This is a genomic window from Vibrio scophthalmi (assembly GCF_040869025.1).
GTDB lineage: Bacteria > Pseudomonadota > Gammaproteobacteria > Enterobacterales > Vibrionaceae > Vibrio > Vibrio scophthalmi.
In genome coordinates this window covers 348,944-367,566 of record NZ_CP134271.1, presented here as the reverse complement: position 1 = coordinate 367,566, position 18,623 = coordinate 348,944, and the positions used below count along the sequence as shown (strand labels likewise).

General features: G+C 45.9%; 15 protein-coding genes. 4 read left to right on the top strand and 11 right to left on the bottom strand.

Annotation, left to right across the window (positions count from 1 at the left end; all coding sequences use genetic code 11):
* Window positions 1-99 precede the first annotated feature (99 nt).
* The 6 genes from RJD38_RS01570 to RJD38_RS01545 form a co-directional block, all read right to left on the bottom strand.
* The gene (locus RJD38_RS01570) at window positions 100-1,080 is read right to left on the bottom strand and encodes an alpha-L-glutamate ligase-like protein (RefSeq protein WP_065545159.1); all 981 of its coding nucleotides are present in this window, start codon (window positions 1,078-1,080) and stop codon (window positions 100-102) included.
* Window positions 1,081-1,084: 4 nt separating this feature from the next.
* The gene (locus RJD38_RS01565) at window positions 1,085-2,590 is read right to left on the bottom strand and encodes an inactive transglutaminase family protein (RefSeq protein ID WP_005600113.1); all 1,506 of its coding nucleotides are present in this window, start codon (window positions 2,588-2,590) and stop codon (window positions 1,085-1,087) included.
* Between the two features lie 16 nt (window positions 2,591-2,606).
* Window positions 2,607-3,353, bottom strand: a complete 747-nt coding sequence (locus RJD38_RS01560; protein WP_065545160.1) for an ATP-dependent zinc protease — start codon at window positions 3,351-3,353, stop codon at window positions 2,607-2,609.
* A 296-nt stretch (window positions 3,354-3,649) separates the two neighbouring features.
* On the bottom strand, window positions 3,650-4,621 hold the full coding sequence (gene cmoB, locus RJD38_RS01555; protein WP_005600109.1) for a tRNA 5-methoxyuridine(34)/uridine 5-oxyacetic acid(34) synthase CmoB: 972 nt from the start codon (window positions 4,619-4,621) through the stop codon (window positions 3,650-3,652).
* A 169-nt stretch (window positions 4,622-4,790) separates the two neighbouring features.
* Window positions 4,791-5,528 carry a carboxy-S-adenosyl-L-methionine synthase CmoA gene (gene cmoA / locus RJD38_RS01550; RefSeq protein WP_005600107.1) on the bottom strand — a complete coding sequence of 246 codons (738 nt, stop codon included), beginning with the start codon at window positions 5,526-5,528 and terminating at the stop codon, window positions 4,791-4,793.
* 116 nt (window positions 5,529-5,644) lie between these two features.
* Window positions 5,645-6,511 (bottom strand): DUF72 domain-containing protein, encoded by an 867-nt coding sequence (locus RJD38_RS01545; protein WP_005600105.1) that lies wholly within the window; start codon window positions 6,509-6,511, stop codon window positions 5,645-5,647.
* Between the two features lie 273 nt (window positions 6,512-6,784).
* Here RJD38_RS01545 and aspS point away from each other — a divergent pair, with 273 nt between their 5' ends.
* On the top strand, window positions 6,785-8,563 hold the full coding sequence (gene aspS, locus RJD38_RS01540) for an aspartate--tRNA ligase (RefSeq protein ID WP_005600103.1): 1,779 nt from the start codon (window positions 6,785-6,787) through the stop codon (window positions 8,561-8,563).
* A gap of 95 nt (window positions 8,564-8,658) precedes the next feature.
* Here aspS and RJD38_RS01535 read toward each other — a convergent pair whose 3' ends face one another.
* The 4 genes from RJD38_RS01535 to RJD38_RS01520 form a co-directional block, all read right to left on the bottom strand.
* Window positions 8,659-9,174, bottom strand: coding sequence for a protein disulfide oxidoreductase (locus RJD38_RS01535; RefSeq protein ID WP_083163342.1), 516 nt, complete (start codon window positions 9,172-9,174; stop codon window positions 8,659-8,661).
* 1 nt (window position 9,175) lies between these two features.
* Complete coding sequence (locus RJD38_RS01530; RefSeq protein WP_065545959.1) at window positions 9,176-11,287, bottom strand: protein-disulfide reductase DsbD family protein; 2,112 nt, start codon at window positions 11,285-11,287, stop codon at window positions 9,176-9,178.
* A gap of 105 nt (window positions 11,288-11,392) precedes the next feature.
* A complete protein-coding gene (locus RJD38_RS01525; RefSeq protein WP_231893150.1) occupies window positions 11,393-11,698 on the bottom strand; it encodes a hypothetical protein in 306 nt (101 codons plus the stop codon).
* Between the two features lie 291 nt (window positions 11,699-11,989).
* Complete coding sequence (locus tag RJD38_RS01520) at window positions 11,990-12,682, bottom strand: pseudouridine synthase (protein WP_065545162.1); 693 nt, start codon at window positions 12,680-12,682, stop codon at window positions 11,990-11,992.
* Between the two features lie 291 nt (window positions 12,683-12,973).
* Between RJD38_RS01520 and RJD38_RS01515 the strand changes: the two genes are divergently transcribed.
* Window positions 12,974-15,199 (top strand): NADP-dependent isocitrate dehydrogenase, encoded by a 2,226-nt coding sequence (locus tag RJD38_RS01515; protein ID WP_065545163.1) that lies wholly within the window; start codon window positions 12,974-12,976, stop codon window positions 15,197-15,199.
* A gap of 83 nt (window positions 15,200-15,282) precedes the next feature.
* Here RJD38_RS01515 and cspD read toward each other — a convergent pair whose 3' ends face one another.
* On the bottom strand, window positions 15,283-15,504 hold the full coding sequence (cspD, locus tag RJD38_RS01510) for a cold shock domain-containing protein CspD (protein WP_005600096.1): 222 nt from the start codon (window positions 15,502-15,504) through the stop codon (window positions 15,283-15,285).
* Window positions 15,505-15,963: 459 nt separating this feature from the next.
* Between cspD and clpS the strand changes: the two genes are divergently transcribed.
* A complete protein-coding gene (gene clpS, locus RJD38_RS01505; RefSeq protein WP_005600095.1) occupies window positions 15,964-16,284 on the top strand; it encodes an ATP-dependent Clp protease adapter ClpS in 321 nt (106 codons plus the stop codon).
* Between the two features lie 42 nt (window positions 16,285-16,326).
* The gene (gene clpA, locus RJD38_RS01500; RefSeq protein WP_005600094.1) at window positions 16,327-18,597 is read left to right on the top strand and encodes an ATP-dependent Clp protease ATP-binding subunit ClpA; all 2,271 of its coding nucleotides are present in this window, start codon (window positions 16,327-16,329) and stop codon (window positions 18,595-18,597) included.
* Window positions 18,598-18,623: the final 26 nt, after the last annotated feature.

Sequence of the window (18,623 nt, the reverse complement as noted above, 5' to 3'; positions counted from 1 at the left end):
GAAAGGCTACCTTCGGGTAGCCTTTTTTCATGGTGTGATGGGTGAGGACAATAAAAAAGCTGCCCAAGGCAGCTTTTAAAATCAGGGAATTACGTCCAATTATTTGAGCGGTGTAGCGAAGTGTTTCACCGCATAGGCAACGCGTTCTTCAGGTTTTGGATAGTCTGCAGGTATGCCAAGGTTTTCAATATGCCGTAGACGAGGCAATAAACCAGCACCGTTGGCGATTTGAATCGCCAAGCCCGGACGCGCATTGAGCTCTAATACCATTGGGCCTTCTTCTTTATCGAGAACCATGTCGGTCCCCATGTAGCCTAGTCCGGTCATCTCCCATGCACTTGAAGCAAGCACGAGAAGTTTCTCCCAATGCGGCACTTGCAGTGTCATCAGATCTTTATCGGTATCAGGATGAAGGCTGATAGGTTGGTCAAACTGTACCGCACGAATAGCGCGGCCAGTGGCGATATCTAATCCAACGCCGACAGCACCTTGGTGTAAGTTTGCCTTACCATCAGAGGCAGAAGTTGAACAGCGCATCATCGCCATAACAGGATAGCCTTTGAAAACGATAATACGCACGTCAGGTACACCTTCGTAGCTGAAGCCCTCGAAGCAGTCATCAAACTTGATAAGGTTTTCGACCACTGCGACATCGTTTTTACCGCCAAGCGAGAACAATCCCGCAAGAGCGTTACTGATGTGACGTTCAACATCTTCTTGGTTGATGGTTGCACCAGACGGTTTAGTGTAAACACCATCTTTATGCGAAGTCACCACCAAAATACCTTTACCGCCACTGCCTTGAGCTGGCTTAATGACAAAGCCAGGCCAGTCCTTGACCATATTATGAATCTTGCCCACATCGGCTTGATGGCGGATCACCCCAATCAGCTTCGGCACCGTCGCCCCGGCTTCTTGGGCGATAATTTTAGTTTTTAACTTATCATCCACCAAAGGGTATTTTGAGCGATCATTGTAGCGACCAATGTAACTGTGGTTACGTTGGTTCATGCCCATAATACCTTTATGTCGCAACTTGAACGGCGAGGTAAAGCGAGAAGCTAAGCGAGAAAGAAACATAGGCTTAATCCTCAACTAATGGCTTAAAGCGACGCAGTTCAGTCAGGCGGTAACCTGTGTAAGTACCGAGTAATAGAATACAAGCCAACACGACTAGCTGTAGGCCGATAAAGTTAAAAGTAAGGTGCTGAACATAAGCGTTAGTCATCGCTAGATAAACAAGAACCGCGGTCATCAATGAGCCACCACCTTGCAGTACCACTTCTTTCGGCCCTTCCTCTTCCCATAGAATCGACATACGTTCGATAGTCCATGACAAGATGATCATTGGGAAGAAAGTAATCGATAGACCTTCAGTCAGACCTACTTTAAAGGCCACGACGGTAAATACAGAAATAATCATGATTACGGTGATGATCACCGCAGAGATCCGAGCGACGAGCAACAAGTTAAGCCTTGAGAGGTAACTACGGATCACCAAACCCGTACCGACAATCAAAAGGAAGCCGACAATGCCGGTGACAAGCTGGGTCTGCACGAAGGCTACCGCAATCAGCACTGGCATAAAGGTACCTGAGGTTTTCAAACCAATGATCACACGCAGGAAGACCACGATTAGCGCACCAATTGGGATCAGCATGATGGTTTTAAACATCGCTTGCTCTTCTAGCGGTAAGCTGTGGATCGATAGGTTGAGTAAGCCGTCCGCTTCTACTTTATCTGCCGTCGCCTGCTGTGGCGAAACTTCTTGAGCAATCATCGAGAAGTGTACTTGGCTGTTCTGACCACCGACTAAATCAAGCAAAGAAACGTTAGATTCATCCCACACCAAAATATTGGGAGAGATAGTTTGGCTTGCGGTTTCAGGGTTAAACAGTTGCCATTGGCTTCCGTCCCATACTTGGTTCATGTGTTGAATGGTTTGACGACGACGGCCATCTTCCAGTTCAATGACGCCGACAATTTTGCTTTCAATCTTGCTGAAAGAGAGAATTTTGTAGACCGCTTCGACCTTCGACATCTTATTGAGAATTAATGCCGCGTTTTGGCTGTCATTGTCATTCAGTTGTTTGATCAGTTCGCGAGTGAAGGTTACATCATCGGCAGAGCGTTTATTCGCGCGTTCAATAAGCGCGATAGCCGCTGCTTCAGTAGGGCCATCAAAAGTTGGCGCGGTGATTTCTGCGTCAGGTGCAATCGGTGCAACCTTGGCTTGAGGGTCGACTAAAAACTGTGCTTTATAGTAGATAGTTTCCGCCCCAGAAGCTTGGCGAATAGACCATTCTGCGCGACGGCCAGAATCGGTTTTGACGTACGAAACCCCGTAGCCTGGTGATGAGGAGGACTCGCTAACAAGCGTAAAGCCCGTTTGCGTATCAGGTACGGCTAATGACGCTTTAACGGGTTTATTTTCGGCATCAAACTGCACGCGCGCTTCAATGTCCCAAACCTGACGTGTTTCGCCCGGTGTCCATGGTACGCCATAGCTTTGGTGTCTAAAGATACTCAGTGCAATACCGGCAATAACCAGCAAGCTGACGAAAATGTAAAAAGGGACTTTTGAAGTCATAAAAGGCCTTTGTGGTTTATTCTTTTTCAGACTGAACGTATTTCTTACTTACGTCCACGACGGCGATATCTTTAATAAATTCACGCCCGAGCAGTACAGGATGGCTCATTTGTGAGCGGTCTGCCAAGGTAAACTGCGCTTTTTCATGGATTTTCCCAACTTTAACCCATAGCTCAACAACCGCACGACGCTCAACTTCTTCGTTGGTTGACTGGCGAATTTTAACGAACTTCAGCACCGGTGCTTCAATCCAGTTTTCGTCATTCATTGGGGTTTTATCATCAGAAAGGTGGAAGCGAACCCATTTCTTACCGTTACGTTCAAATTGTTCGATATCGACGGCGTTAAGCGAAGAAGTGGCCGCGCCAGTATCAACACGGGCATCGAAAGTTTGCTTGATAGAGTCAATCGTTACACGTTCGATTTCACCAAGCACGACTCCGTGGGTTGGATTGGTCGCGGTTGGCACAACAACGGGAACAACACTTTTGTTTTGTTGAACAGAGACTTCGCTGATTTTTGCGAGAGTTTCTTGCTGCAATTCCTGCGAACTTTGATGAAGTTGGGTAAGTTGCTCTTCTAAGCCAGCAATTTGATCAGATTGGAGTAAAATTTGTGAATGGAGAGATTCAATCTGCGTGCTTAGATTAGTTTCAACGTCGTGAAGGGTAGCAAGAGTTTGCTGATGATACTGTTCGCCTTTAGTCAGTGTGCAACCTGACAAGAGTGCAACAACGATAACTGGAGTGATACGGATGAACATTAAAACGCCTACGGTACATTGTGTTTGTTATCAACAATCAGAACTGGCTGAGTACGATTGCTGATAATGATATGAGTTAACTAACATTTTGATTTTAGCCCAAGGTTTGGGAAACCTCATAGAGGAAGATCAAAAAGTTCTCACAAGGAGAGAAAGTAACCCTAAAGCAGTATAAAAAAGTAAGGATGCATTATGCATCCTTATACCGTTTTGTCTAAGGTTACTGATATGAGATTTACTCTGAGTTAAATCTATGTCAAGAAATGATAAGTGTGCGACGTTTTTGCTTAATAAATCTATGGTTTAGTTGCGACCAATACTGCTCTACGTGGCGCAGGATGACCTTCAACCGTTTTGCTTGAATCATTTGGATCAAGATAATCTGGCAGTGAATTATGCGTCATCCAATCTGTGGTGCGTTGTTCACCCACCGAAGTGACATTCTCATCGACGATGCGCACATCAACAAAGCCGACTTGCTCTAACCATACTTTGAGCGCTTTTGCCGACGGGAAGAAGTAGACGTTGCGCATTTGCGCATAGCGGTCAACAGGAACAAGAACAGACGTTTCGTCACCTTCAATCACCAAGGTTTCTAGTACTAACTCACCACCTGAGACTAATTGGTCTTTAAGTTGAATCAGATGATCCAGCGGCGAGCGGCGGTGATAAAGCACACCCATACTAAATACAGTATCAAACGCTTCCAGCTTTGGTAATTGTTCAATGCCTAGTGGCAGCAGGTGAGCGCGTTGATCATCCCCCATCATTTTGCGAATCGCTTCGAACTGAATGAGGAATAGGTGTGACGGGTCGATACCGACACACAAACGTGCACCCGCACCAAGCATGCGCCACATGTGGTAACCGTTACCACAACCAACATCAAGCACGTTACGATTTTTCAGTGGGCTGATGTGTGGCAATACGCGATCCCACTTCCAGTCACTGCGCCATTCAGTATCAATGTGAATGCCATGTACATGGTACGGGCCTTTACGCCATGGGTGGAATGTACGCAGCAAGTTCTCTAGTTTTTTCAGCTCGCCAGTGTGCATTGGCTCGTTATCCGAGATCGTAACAGACTCGGTGATATCGATATTGTCTGGCGTCCCCGCTGGGATTTTATTCAGTGCGCGCAACCAGCGATCAAAGTCGCCATGTTCGGCATTCTGCCAATCGGTCAGTTGTTGTGGCAAAACATTCAACCAAGGTTGCAGGCGCGTATCTTGGGCAATGAGTTGGTAAAAATTGGCAAAATTAAACATAGTTTTTCACTGAGTAAATAAAATATAAATTTGACACAAAGCGCAGAGCACCAAAAATGTCTCGCTTCTCGCTTCTCGCTTCTCGCTTCTCGCTTCTCGCTTCTCGCTTCTCGCTTCTCGCTTCTCGCTTCTCGCTTCTCGCTTCTCGCTTCTCGCTTCTCGCTTCTCGCTATTTAATCGCGAACATTGAACCGAAGTTGAAACATTGGAACCACACATCAAAGCTGGTGAAACCAATTTTCGCGAAACGTTCTTTGTGCTCTTTCTTAGAATCAGGGCGCATGACATTTTCAATCGCACTGCGTTTTTGGCTGATCTCAAGTTCGCTGTAGCCGTTAGCACGTTTGAAATCATGGTGCAGGTCGATCAGCAGATCATTGGCTACTCCGTCTTCAAAGACAAACTTTTCAGACAGGATCAAAATGCCGCCAGGGCGTAAACCGGCATAAATTTTTTCAAGCAGCGTATAGCGATCCGCTGGAGAAAGAAATTGCAGCGTGAAGTTTAAGACCACTACCGACGCATCTTCAATTTCGATATGGCGAATATCCGCTTCGACAATCTCAACCGGGGTATCACTGCGGTAAGCATTGACGTGCAGTTTGCAGCGTTCAACCATTGCCGAGGAGTTATCTACGCCAATGATCTTGCAGCCTTCTTGCTGGATGTGACGACGCATTGACAGTGTTGCGGCACCTAACGAGCAGCCGAGGTCGTAGATATTACTGTGTGGTTTGGCAAAACGTTCTGCCAGCATGCCAATCGCTGAGATAATATTGCTGTAGCCCGGGACGGAGCGCTGAATCATATCAGGGAAGACTTCCGCGACACGCTCATCAAACGTGAAATCACCAATTTTATCGATTGGGGCCGAAAAAATGGTATCCGAATTGCTCTTAGGGTTCATAAGTTATCTCGCGCTATTACGACTAGCATGGAAAAGGGCGCGTATTTTATGAAAATTTCACGCCTCTGTCATGTATTGCGTTATGGAGAGCAAAAACTGCCTGCAAACCGCTCTAATTAAAACATCGCCAGTTGGTTGTTACCATCATTGACTGGAAAGGTGGAGAGGTTGGGTAAAGCGCAGTGCTGTTGTAGTTGTTGATATAAAGCTATAGCCAACTCGGGTGCTATAACATTGTCTGGGGTGTGCACCATCAAATAAGGTTGCTTTCCTTGCTCGATCCACTGAGGCAGTTTACTCAGCCAAGGGGCAAAGAATTCGAGGTTGGCTTCTACCTCTGGGTGGCCAATAAAACGGATCATTGGGTGATGGCTTGTTGAGATGGCATGCACCGGGACACGGGGCTTTTTCTTTTGCGCGTCGATGATCTCCGCGTTATTCGGCTCGGCGGAAAAGAGTGGGCGGCTATCCATAATAATACGGTCAATTCCGCTTTCCATCAGCCATTGATTAAAGCGTTTCTCATCATCATTTTTGGCAAAAAAGCCAAGGTGGCGCACTTCAACACCAAGCGGGAAGTTGGGCGGGAACAGGGCACAAAATTTTTGCAGAGTAGGCAAGTCGGCCGGGGAAAATGCCGCGGGCAGTTGAATTGTCCATTGGCCTATACGCTCGTGTAGAGGCGCCATAACGTGCATAAAGTCTTTTAGCTGCGCTTGGCACCCTTTGAGCATCTGCTGGTGCGTAATGGCTTGAGGTAGCTTGAAGGTAAATTTAAAATTGTCATGGCTGGCGGCGTGCCAGTTACGTACCGTGTGGTTATTGGGGGTCGCGTAGAAAGTGGTGTTCCCCTCAACGGTATGAAATACCTGAGTGTACTTTTCTAGCCGCTCAGCGGGCTTGGTACCGGAGCCATAAAAGCTCTGTTGCCACTGATTGTGTGACCACATAGTGAGCCCAAGTCGAATCGGTAATGACGTCATAATCTCGCTTACAAATTTTCCACTGCAGATACTTTACGAGACTTTTGCCGAAATCACTAATCTCGGGCTATAATCAGCGCCAATTTTCGTCATTGATGCCGTTTTACCCCTTAGCTGGTTTAAAAAGCACCAATAGACAGTAAATCGCAATAAATTGTATGTTGAATAGTCGATTTTCCGTCGCTTTCAGCGTATAAATGGAACTTTGCTCTGTCGATATTTTTACGCTCGACAGACGGTATTAACAAAATTAGAGAGATTGGGAATTTCATTATGCGTACCCATTACTGTGGTCACCTGAACAAGTCCCTTGCAGGACAAACTGTAGAACTTTGCGGCTGGGTTAACCGTCGCCGTGATTTAGGCGGTCTTATTTTTATCGATATGCGCGATCGCGAAGGTATCGTTCAGGTAGTAGTTGATCCAGACATGGCTGATGCTTATAAAGTCGCAGAGCAACTACGTAATGAATTCTGTATCAAACTGACGGGTGAAGTACGTGCACGTCCTGAGAGCCAAATCAATGCTGGTATGGCAACAGGCGAAGTGGAAATCCTTGCTTCAGGTCTTGAAATCATCAACCGTAGTGATGTGCTTCCTCTAGACTTCAACCAAAAGAACTCTGAAGAGCAACGTCTAAAATACCGTTACCTAGACCTACGTCGCCCAGAGATGAGCGACCGCATCAAACTACGTGCAAAAGCATCAAGCTTCGTACGTCGTTTCCTAGATGAGAATGGCTTCCTAGATATCGAAACACCAGTACTAACCAAAGCAACACCAGAAGGTGCGCGTGACTACCTAGTACCAAGTCGTGTACACAAAGGCAGCTTCTACGCATTACCTCAATCACCTCAGCTATTTAAACAGCTGCTGATGATGTCTGGTTTTGACCGTTACTACCAAATCGTTAAATGTTTCCGCGATGAAGATCTACGTGCTGACCGTCAGCCTGAATTTACTCAGATCGATATCGAAACTTCTTTCATGTCAGCTGAGCAAGTACGTGAAAAAACAGAAGCAATGATTCGTCAAATGTGGCAAGAGCTGCTCAATGTTGATCTGGGTGAGTTCCCAATCATGTCATTTGAAGAAGCCGCGCGTCGTTTTGGTTCAGATAAACCAGACCTACGTAACCCACTTGAGCTTGTAGACGTGGCTGACATCCTGAAAGATGTTGATTTCAAAGTGTTCTCTGGCCCAGCGAACGACGAAAAAGGCCGTGTAGCGGTAATTCGTGTTCCTGGCGGTGCAGCACTGTCTCGTAAGCAAATCGACGAATACACCAATTTCGTGGGTATCTACGGTGCGAAAGGCCTAGCGTGGATGAAAGTGAACGATCGCGCTGCTGGCTTTGAAGGCGTGCAGTCTCCAGTGGCTAAATTCCTAAACGAAGAAGTGGTTGCTCAAATCCTAGAGCGCACTCAAGCAGAAACTGGCGACATCATCCTATTCGGCGCAGACAGCAAACGTGTTGTGACTGAAGCGATGGGCGCACTACGTCTGAAGCTGGGTACTGACCTTGAGCTTACTGATAAAGCAGCATGGAAACCGCTATGGGTTATCGACTTCCCAATGTTTGAAGAAGATGACGAAGGTAACCTACATGCAATGCACCACCCATTCACTTCTCCTCTAGGCTTAACAGCTGAAGAGCTAATCGCAAACCCAGCGTCAGCAAACTCAAATGCTTACGACATGGTTATTAACGGTTACGAAGTTGGTGGTGGTTCAGTACGTATCCACAACGCAGAAATGCAATCAGCAGTATTTAGCATTCTAGGTATTGAAGCGGACGAGCAAAAAGCGAAGTTTGGTTTCCTACTTGATGCTCTAAAATTCGGTACGCCACCACACGCAGGTCTTGCATTCGGTTTAGACCGTCTAGTGATGCTGCTATGTGGTACTGATAACATCCGTGATGTTATCGCGTTCCCTAAAACAACAGCGGCTGCGTGTCTACTGACCAACGCACCAAGCTTGGCAAACCCTGCATCTCTAGATGAGCTAGCGATTGCTGTGACAGCTGCTAAAGAGAAATCAGCGGAATAATATCTGCCTTGATTCTAAAAGCCACTTCAAATGAAGTGGCTTTTTTGTTTTCAGCGTTCCAAACAAGTTAAAGTCTCAGCATTCCGCTAAGTACTCTAAGCAAAGAGCATTCGTAGCCACAATCCCCATGGCGTGGTTATTCCTGCTGTGAGGTATTTAATCTCACCATTTTTGATGATGGCAATGGTTGGAGTTACGCGAATACCCCACTCACGGCTAATGGTGCCTTGTTGATCGTTAATGACGCTAAAGTGGTACTGCTTAGCATCGAGATAGCTGTGTACACGCTCATCCTTTCCAGATGAAAGTGCTATGGTGACCACGGAATAATCCTCAGTAAACCAATCTACCGTCGGGCTAACCCATTTACACGCTCCGCACCATGTCGCCCAAAAATAGACGATCACCGGCTGGTCGTTTTGACTCATGGCGTTGACATCAATGAGTTGGCCATCGATATCGAACGCTTGGATTTCAGGGGCTTTTCCCTTGGGCGCAGCATTGCTGTGGTAGAAATCCATCGCATATGACGCAACTGCAATAATAATGACGGCGAAAAACAGCTCTCTTAACCAGTATCGCCAACGTGGCTTTTTATTCTGTGTGCTCATGTTAGTGGCTCGCTTGGTTAATGGCTTGAATGACATCGTTTTCAGATAATATGACCGGTAGCGCAATACCTTGTGGTGCATTAGGGCCATAAACAATATTAAACGGCACGCCATAGCGACCATTGCTTTGTAAGTATTGCGTCACGCTGTCATTTGGCCTTGTCCAGTCACCTTTCATCAAAATCATGTTGGGCTGTTTGAGGGCGGTGTAGACGGGATCTTGCAAGATCACGCCAATCTTGTTGGCTTTACAGGTAATACACCAATCGGCGGTAACATCGACGAACACCGTTTTGCCTTGGGCGGTGAGTTGATCAATCTTCTCGCTACGCAGCTTTTGCCAGCTTAGATCATCAACGGTTGGGGTGGCCCAATGATCTGCGGTTAAACTACCAATCACTAACATCGTTCCAGCTCCGAGAGTGAACATCGCGATGAGTGGAATAAGCACCTTGCGACCATATTGTTTTACTAGCCATATCAAGGTGAACAGAGTAATGCTAAGGCTAATCAGCCAAGTGACCATTGCGCCCAAAAATGGCGATAGCAAACTGGTTAGCCAGTAGGTGGTCGCTAACATCATGATGCCGAACACGATCTTGATGCGGTTCATCCATGCGCCTGGTTTTGGCATAAATTGAACCAATTTGGGTACGATAGCAAAGAGCAACCACGGCGTGCTCATACCAATACCCAGCGCAATAAAGATAACCCACAATTCGTAGAAACTAGCGCCTAACGCGTAGGCGACCGCTGTACCGAGAAAAGGCGCGCTACATGGCGTGGCGAGCAATGTGGCAAACATACCTTGCACAAAATGGCCTAAGTAATTCTGCTTTCCTTGCTTTGCCGCCCATGTATTGAGGCTGGATGGTAGATGAAATTCAAATAAGCCCAGTAAATTGAGCGCAAAGAGCAAAGTGACCGATAGCATCAATACTATAAACGGCAGACTTTGAAACTGAATTCCCCAGCCCACAATGCCGCCTGCCATTTTGAGTATGGTAAGCATACCGGCAAGAAGGCCAAATGAGGTGATAATCCCCAATGCCGAAGCGAGAAATGATGCTCTGACTTGTTGTGGCGAAGCGCTGTGTTGCAGTGCGATACTATTAAGTTTGAGTCCTAACACCGGCAAAACGCACGGCATAATATTGAGAATCAGCCCCCCTAATAGCGCGAACGCGAGCATGGTTATCATGCTGGTGGTTTGGTACTGAATGGGCGTAGTACCAACGGTGCTTGTTAGCTCAGTTGCAAAGGTGGTATCAGACACGGTAATTGAAATCGGTTTATGGCTAAGGTCAGCATGGCCTTTCCAGTTACTGACGGCGAAAACTGCGGTGAGCAGGTTGTTTTTCTCACCAGAGTGTTCGCCAGTGTGGTTGGCAATGATCAATTTCGGTGGAGCGAAAAATTCATTCTCTACCTCTCGTCCATCGGCGAGAACCTGTGGGGATTGCCAGAGATTTTTATTACTTAATTGCACGACTAACTGTTGCTGCTCACCATCCCAATAGCTCGCCATAACATCGATGTCAGTATTGGCTCGAGGACTCTGGCTGAGGCCTTGATTGAATAAAAACATCGCCTCTTGGTCGAGGTTTAATGTTTGGGGATTAATCGCAAGTTCGATTGGATAATCGGTGATAACGCAAATATCAGTACAAGAAGGCAAACGTAAACGAGCACTTAAATGTGCCGGTTGATCGGCGTGCGCTAAGGTAATAGTTAGTGGAAAGGCAACATGAGATTTATAGCCTAGGGTTTGAATACCAAGCTGCTCAAAATAGCGAGGGACAGGCCAGTGCCAATCGATAGATTCGATATTACTAGAACTTGACCAATCCAGTTCAGGCGCAATACCAGCTTCACCGGGACTGCGCCAATAGGTTTTCCATTCGTCAGCAAGTTCAACATCCAGCACGGCCTGAACCGTGTTGTTACGGGCATCGGACTGCCCCGTCATCATGAGACGTAATTTCACCGGGGGATGGGCAGGATCGCTGATCCAGCCAGTAGTTTGCGCGGCCGTCATGTGAGTAAAGAAAATGCTCATACATAAGGCGATAAATAGCCTCGCCTTGCACAAAAAAGCACGGAATGTTGTCATTGTTGTACCCGCAGAACCAAGGGTAGGGCAAGACATTGTTGGTTTTTCTAACACAAAAAAATCTCCAATAAGTAATAAAAATATACAAGCTTATGTAGAGAATTTTTATTCTTGGAATACGCACTGTGTCAGGTGCAGTCGTCGTTTGGGCTGACGAGTTTGACTTGCTGCGCGAGGACGAATGGGCTCGATTAATCGACCACAACAATATAGCAGTAAAAAAAGTACAATGAATGGTGCGAGCCAATCAGTTTTAGACGGAATAGTCGGCAAGGTTGGGCTGCTTGAATGGCAAGGATCTCCGGGGCCTGCGAGTGCTTTGTTTAGGACAGATTCGTCTTGGCTTTCAGCAAATACACTTTGATAGAGTGATTGCCACTGTGTTTGTGGCTGATCAGTGGTGTTAAACAAACGAGTGCTCTCGCTTTGAAACCATTGGTTTGCTTGGATTAAGGTTTTATTCAGGCATGACAAAGCGACGAGGCTAACGAGAAGTAGCACCCAATGGTTAAAGTGGTGTCGTCTAACGGTGAAAATAGAAATAATCAATGACAAACAGATTGGAATAGCCTAAGCGTCAGCCTAGAGAAGATAACGAATAGATTCAAGCGCCGAATTGTAAAACGGCATGACTGGTTGAGTTCATATCAATGAAGCACAGATGAGTCTGCCGTTTAATCTGCCGTTTAATCTAGGGGGGACTTAAAGAGTGATCTCTTTCCATTCTCCAGGCTGTAAGTCACCCAATTCAATCTCACCAACTGAGTAGCGAATTAAACGCAAGGTTGGAAAACCGATATGCGCCGTCATGCGGCGTACTTGGCGATTGCGACCTTCAATAATCGTTAGCGCAATCCAAGTGGTTGGAATGTTGGCGCGAAAACGTACTGCTGGAGTTCGCTCCCATACGGCTGGTTCGCTCATCACTTCGACTTTTGCTGGTAGAGTCATACCATCTTTCAACTCTACGCCCGCGCGCAGCTTATCCAAATCCGCTTCACTTGGCGCACCATCAACTTGTACCCAGTAGGTTTTTGGCGATTTAGAGCTGGGCTGGGTCAGTTTAGCCTGCAAAATACCATCGTTGGTTAGAACCAATAGGCCTTCACTGTCGCGGTCCAGACGACCTGCTGGGTAAACATCTTTCACATCAATAAAATCGGCTAAGGTTTTGCGACCTTCACCATCAGTAAATTGGGTTAAGGTGTCAAAAGGTTTGTTGAACACCAGCACCTTACGTTGCTCCGGAGAAATACGAGGTTTGCTTGAGGGTGTTTTTTTACGATGCGTAGAGGAATGCGTTTTATTACGCGAAGGTCGCTCATCGCGTTTGAAACGATTTGTCGTGCGTTGAGATGATTTATTTGAAGACGAACGACTAGAGCGTGCCTGCATGTTAACTACCCTGCAAAAATGTAAATAAAGTGTGGTGATTGGTTTAAAGGCTATACGGTTTAAGCTATTATTTGCGCGCCGAAATCTGGATTGGCGCACAAGATAATAGACTATTATCGTAGTTTTGTTTAATTATAACGATTAGCTCTCATGGATTTTGCCAAAATTGGCAGAGAATTAAAGAGACGAACAAATCGTAAGCAAGTGAGGGGATGAAGCATTAACTTGCCAGCGAACACATACTCAAAGTCACTCATCCCATAGGCTTTGTTAGAACAATAGGGAAATTTCATGCCTACAGATAAACCTACAATCATTTATACCATTACTGATGAAGCACCCGCATTAGCGACTTACTCGCTATTGCCAATCATCCAATCATTTACTGCTTCATCAGGTATTGCCGTTGATACTCGTGATATCTCTCTTGCTGGGCGTATTATTGCTAACTTCCCAGACTACTTAATTGAAGAGCAGCGTATTGGCGATGCACTCGCTGAATTGGGCGAATTGGCAAAAACACCACAAGCCAACATCATTAAATTGCCAAACATTTCAGCGTCAGTTCCGCAATTGAAAGCCGCGATCAAAGAGCTACAAGCAAAAGGCTACCAGTTACCAAATTACCCAGAAGAGTGTCGCAACGACGAAGAAAAAGCGATTCAAGCCACTTACGACAAGATTAAAGGCAGTGCGGTAAACCCAGTATTGCGCGAAGGTAACTCTGATCGTCGAGCGCCTCTTTCAGTGAAGAATTACGCGAAGAAAAACCCACACTCAATGGGGGCGTGGTCAAAAGAGTCGCTTTCTCATGTGGCGAGTATGGATGATAAAGATTTCTTCGGTAGCGAAAAATCAACCACAGTAAATGGTGCAACCAAGGTTAAGATTGAATTTGTTGCTGCGGATGGCACAAGCAAAGAACTGAAAGCGCCGTTTGCAATTGAAGATAAAGAGATCATCGACTGTTCAGTGTTGAACAAAAATGCATTGGTCACCTTCTTTGAAGAGCAGATTGCCGAAGCTAAACAGCAAGACGTTCTACTGTCTTTGCACCTTAAAGCGACCATGATGAAAGTCTCTGATCCAGTGATCTTTGGTCATGCCGTAAAAGTGTACTACAAAGATGTATTTGCTAAATATGGCCAGCTATTTGAAGAGCTAGGCGTTGATGTGAATAACGGCCTTGGTGATGTGTACGCGAAAATCGCAACATTGCCAGACGCACAGCAAGCTGAAATTGAAGCGGCATTGCAAGCCGTCTACGAAACACAACCACCATTGGCGATGGTTGATTCAGATCGTGGTATTACCAACCTACATGTACCAAGTGATATTATTGTTGATGCCTCTATGCCAGCAATGCTTCGCTCATCGGGTCAAATGTGGGGGCCAGATGGCAAGCAGAAAGACACCAAAGCGCTGATCCCTGATCGCAGCTACGCTGGTATCTATCAAGCAGTTATCGACTTCTGTAAGCAATATGGTGCGTTTGACCCAACCACAATGGGCAGCGTACCAAACGTGGGTTTGATGGCTCAAAAGGCGGAAGAATATGGCTCACACGATAAGACGTTTATCTTAGATGCGGCCGGTACGGTACGTATCGTTGATGCTTCTGGCACGGTGCTACTAGAGCAAAGTGTTGAGGAAGGCGACATCTTCCGTATGTGTCAGGTAAAAGATGCACCGATTCAAGATTGGGTGAAGTTGGCGGTAACGCGCGCTCGCGCAACCAACGTACCAGCCGTCTTCTGGTTAGATGAAGCACGTGCTCACGATGCTGAATTGATCAAGAAAGTAAATGCCTACTTACCGGATTACGATACGGCTGGCCTTGAGATCAAGATCCTTTCGCCAGTTGAAGCTTGTCAGTTCTCGCTTGAGCGTATCAAAGAAGGTTTAGATACCATTTCTGTAACCGGTAACGTATTGCGTGATTACCTCACGGATCTATTCCCAATCTTAGAGCTCGGTACCTCAGCGAAAATGTTGTCGATTGTCCCGCTTATGAATGGTGGTGGTCTATTTGAAACGGGAGCGGGTGGTTCAGCGCCTAAACACGTACAGCAGGTCGAAAAAGAAAACCACTTACGTTGGGATTCATTAGGTGAATTCTTGGCACTAGCGGCTTCTCTAGAGCATTTGAGCACAGTGTCAGGTAACGCGAAAGCACAAGTTCTGGCTGATGCACTGGATAAAGCAACCGGTGAATTCCTCGATAACAACAAGTCGCCATCACGTAAAGTGGGTGAGTTGGATAACCGTGGCAGTCACTACTACCTAGCAACTTATTGGGCACAAGCTCTTGCAGCACAAACCAGTGACGCTGAATTAGCGGCTGAATTTGCTCCAATCGCTCAAGCGTTAGTTCAAGGCGAAGGGAAAATTGTTGCGGAGTTGAATGGCGCGCAAGGTGTTGCGGGTGATTTAGGTGGCTACTATGCATTGGTTGATGCACAAGCATCGGCATTAATGCGCCCAAGTGCGACACTTAATGCGATTATCAATGGCTAGTTCGTTACGCTAGTGATGATATAAATAAGAAACCCGCCTCTGGCGGGTTTCTTTCTTCTATTAAATCATTACATCGGCAGCGACTATTTTGCTAGTTGAGCTTCCAGCGGAGTAACGATACTTGCGTGGTAGCCTTTAGGACCTTCTTCTACTTCGAAAAAAACTTGTTGGCCAGCTTTCAGAGTACGATAGCCATCCATTTGGATAGTGGAATAGTGTGCGAATACGTCGCTATCATCCCCTTCCGCACAGATGAACCCAAATCCTTTGGCGTTGTTAAACCATTTTACTGTACCTGTAGCCATGCTATACATCCCTCATGCATTTTTTACTTAACGTTGTGAAACTGACGCACTCCAGTACGTCAATATGATAGTGAATATCCATTCAGGCGCTGCCGAAATTTTAAGCCACTATTTTTCCAGAGTAGTCAATGATAGAGTACAGTCAATAGTAAAAAGGTATTACTTGCTAAATATTTACACACATTCGTGCTTCATCTTTTACATTTTAATAACTGTTTTCACTGCGGTGACATGAAAGTTTGAATGAATTTAGTGACTTTAGATGCGTTTTTAGTCAGTTGTTAAGTATTTATCTCTACAAGGAAATCTTTTATTTGCAGCGATCCCATTGCTGCATTAGTCTCTAAGTATGGGGTTTTTAACTGCAAACGTTTTTTGCTCTTACTAAGAGATCCATCCATTTATTCCGTATAACGGAATGTTAAAGTAACTAATGAAACTGTCTAGACAATACAAATCATGAGCAAGCATTTTGAATGGGTAACTCCAGACTCAGATCTTCTGGAGTTAGAAAAAACAGAAGTTAAACCACCATCCATGTATCACGTTGTTTTAAATAATGATGACTACACACCGATGGACTTTGTAATTGAAATTCTTGAGCGTTTCTTTTCAATGGATATCGACAAAGCAACGCAGATCATGCTCCAGATTCACTATGAAGGGAAAGCAATTTGCGGCACCTTTACTGCCGAAGTAGCAGAAACCAAAGTAGCGCAAGTTACAATGTATTCAAGGGAAAATGAACACCCGCTGCTTTGCACTATGGAACAAGCTTAACGCTTGATCGAACAATTTGAATTGTTCTTTGAGGAGGTCCCTATGCTGAATAAAGAATTAGAATCGAGTCTCAATGGCGCATTCGCTCGTGCCCGAGACAAACGACATGAGTTTATGACTGTCGAGCACCTCCTGTTGGCATTGTTAGAAAACGATGCAGCGCGAGATGCCCTCACGGCTTGTCAAGCTGACATTGATGCACTTCGCAACGAGCTTGATGTATTTATCGATCAAACTACGCCTCTTATTCCTGAAAACGATGAAACACGAGAGACGCAACCAACATTGAGTTTCCAGCGCGTACTGCAACGTGCCGTTTTCCATGTTCAATCGTCAGGACGCAGCGAAGTGACGGGGGCGAATGTGCTGGTTGCGATCTTCAGTGAGCAAGAGTCGCATGCCGCTTACCTTTTAAAGAAAAACGACGTAAGTCGTTTGGATATTGTTAACTTTATTTCTCACGGCATTACTAAGGGCAGTGGCTCAAACGATGAGCCGTCATCTGATTCCTTTGGCAGTGATGCTCCGGTTGAGGAAGCGAATGGTGAAGAGCGTTTAGAGAGCTTTGCACAAAATCTTAACCAAGCGGCGAAACAGGGTCTAATCGATCCCTTGATTGGTCGTGATAAAGAGCTCGAGCGTACGGTTCAAGTTTTATGTCGACGTCGTAAAAACAACCCGCTGCTGGTGGGTGAGGCTGGCGTTGGTAAAACCGCCATTGCGGAAGGTTTAGCTTGGCGTATTGTGGAAGGCCAAGTACCAGAAATCATTAAAGACAGCGTAATTTACTCGCTGGATATTGGTTCGCTACTCGCTGGGACTAAGTATCGTGGTGATTTCGAGAAACGTTTTAAAACGATTTTGAAACAGCTGGAAAAAGAAGAAGACGCGATTCTATTTATCGATGAAATCCACACTATTATCGGTGCTGGTGCAGCGTCAGGTGGCCAAGTGGATGCGGCAAACTTGATCAAACCTCTACTGAGTAGCGGTAAGTTACGTTGTATTGGCTCTACCACCTATCAAGAGTACAGCAACATTTTTGAGAAAGAGCGTGCCTTAGCGCGTCGTTTCCAAAAAATTGATGTGGTTGAACCATCGCTGGATGATACGACTAAGATCTTGATGGGCTTGAAACCAAAATACGAAGCGCACCATGAAGTTCGTTACACCAACAAAGCGCTTCGTGCTGCAGTTGAGTTATCAGCGAAATACATTAATGAGCGTCATTTGCCCGATAAGGCGATTGATGTCATTGATGAAGCCGGCGCGCGCAGCCGTTTAGCACCAGCAAGTCGTCGTAAGAAAACGGTAGGCGTAGCAGATATCGAAGCGATGGTCGCTAAGATGGCACGTATTCCTGAAAAATCAGTTTCATCGTCTGACAAAGAAGTGCTGCAAACACTAGAGCAGAAAATGAAGATGATGGTATTCGGTCAAGACAATGCCATCGAAGTGCTGACTGAAGCGATCAAGTTAACGCGTGCTGGTTTGGGCGCTGACAACAAGCCTGTGGGTTCATTCCTTTTCGCCGGTCCAACCGGTGTGGGTAAAACGGAAGTCACGGTACAGCTATCGAAACTATTGGGTATTGAACTGCTACGTTTCGACATGTCGGAGTATGGCGAGCGCCACTCTGTGAGTCGCTTGATCGGTGCGCCTCCTGGCTATGTTGGTTATGATCAAGGTGGTTTGTTGACGGATGCGGTATTAAAACACCCTCATTCAGTTGTCTTGCTCGATGAAATTGAAAAAGCCCACCCAGACATCTTTAACTTGCTGCTGCAAGTGATGGATAACGGTACGCTGACAGATAACAATGGTCGTAAAGCGGACTTCCGTAACGTGATTTTGGTACTGACAACCAATGCTGGTGTACAGGAAACGGAAAAACGTTCTATTGGCCTGGTGCAACAAGATCACAGCCCAGATGCGATGGCAGAAATTAAGAAGGTATTCACACCAGAATTCCGTAACCGCTTAGACAACATTATGTGGTTCAACAGCTTAGATGAAGAGGTTATTCATCAAGTGGTGGATAAATTCATTGTTGAGCTGCAAGCACAGTTGGATGCTCGTGGTGTATCAATGGAAGTGTCTGATGAGGCGCGTAAGTGGTTGGCGGCGAAAGGCTACGATAAAGCGATGGGTGCTCGTCCAATGGGACGTGTGATCCAAGATAAACTGAAAAAACCACTGGCGAACGAGCTATTGTTCGGTGCATTAGTGGATGGTGGCTCAGTGAAAGTGACCTTGAAAGATGACGAACTTGAGTTCTTCTTTGATCAAGAGAAAGAGGCTGTTGCTCACTAAATTCACACCAGTATAAAAACCAAAGC

What these genes read in the sequence shown, in the direction of transcription:
- RJD38_RS01570 (WP_065545159.1), bottom strand. Translation starts at nt 1,080, where the DNA reads ATGTTTCTTTCTCGCTTAGCTTCTCGCTTTACCTCGCCGTTCAAGTTG.
- RJD38_RS01565 (WP_005600113.1), bottom strand. Translation starts at nt 2,590, where the DNA reads ATGACTTCAAAAGTCCCTTTTTACATTTTCGTCAGCTTGCTGGTTATT.
- RJD38_RS01560 (WP_065545160.1), bottom strand. Translation starts at nt 3,353, where the DNA reads ATGTTCATCCGTATCACTCCAGTTATCGTTGTTGCACTCTTGTCAGGT.
- cmoB (WP_005600109.1), bottom strand. Translation starts at nt 4,621, where the DNA reads ATGTTTAATTTTGCCAATTTTTACCAACTCATTGCCCAAGATACGCGC.
- cmoA (WP_005600107.1), bottom strand. Translation starts at nt 5,528, where the DNA reads ATGAACCCTAAGAGCAATTCGGATACCATTTTTTCGGCCCCAATCGAT.
- RJD38_RS01545 (WP_005600105.1), bottom strand. Translation starts at nt 6,511, where the DNA reads ATGACGTCATTACCGATTCGACTTGGGCTCACTATGTGGTCACACAAT.
- aspS (WP_005600103.1), top strand. Translation starts at nt 6,785, where the DNA reads ATGCGTACCCATTACTGTGGTCACCTGAACAAGTCCCTTGCAGGACAA.
- RJD38_RS01535 (WP_083163342.1), bottom strand. Translation starts at nt 9,174, where the DNA reads ATGAGCACACAGAATAAAAAGCCACGTTGGCGATACTGGTTAAGAGAG.
- RJD38_RS01530 (WP_065545959.1), bottom strand. Translation starts at nt 11,287, where the DNA reads ATGACAACATTCCGTGCTTTTTTGTGCAAGGCGAGGCTATTTATCGCC.
- RJD38_RS01520 (WP_065545162.1), bottom strand. Translation starts at nt 12,682, where the DNA reads ATGCAGGCACGCTCTAGTCGTTCGTCTTCAAATAAATCATCTCAACGC.
- RJD38_RS01515 (WP_065545163.1), top strand. Translation starts at nt 12,974, where the DNA reads ATGCCTACAGATAAACCTACAATCATTTATACCATTACTGATGAAGCA.
- cspD (WP_005600096.1), bottom strand. Translation starts at nt 15,504, where the DNA reads ATGGCTACAGGTACAGTAAAATGGTTTAACAACGCCAAAGGATTTGGG.
- clpS (WP_005600095.1), top strand. Translation starts at nt 15,964, where the DNA reads ATGAGCAAGCATTTTGAATGGGTAACTCCAGACTCAGATCTTCTGGAG.
- clpA (WP_005600094.1), top strand. Translation starts at nt 16,327, where the DNA reads ATGCTGAATAAAGAATTAGAATCGAGTCTCAATGGCGCATTCGCTCGT.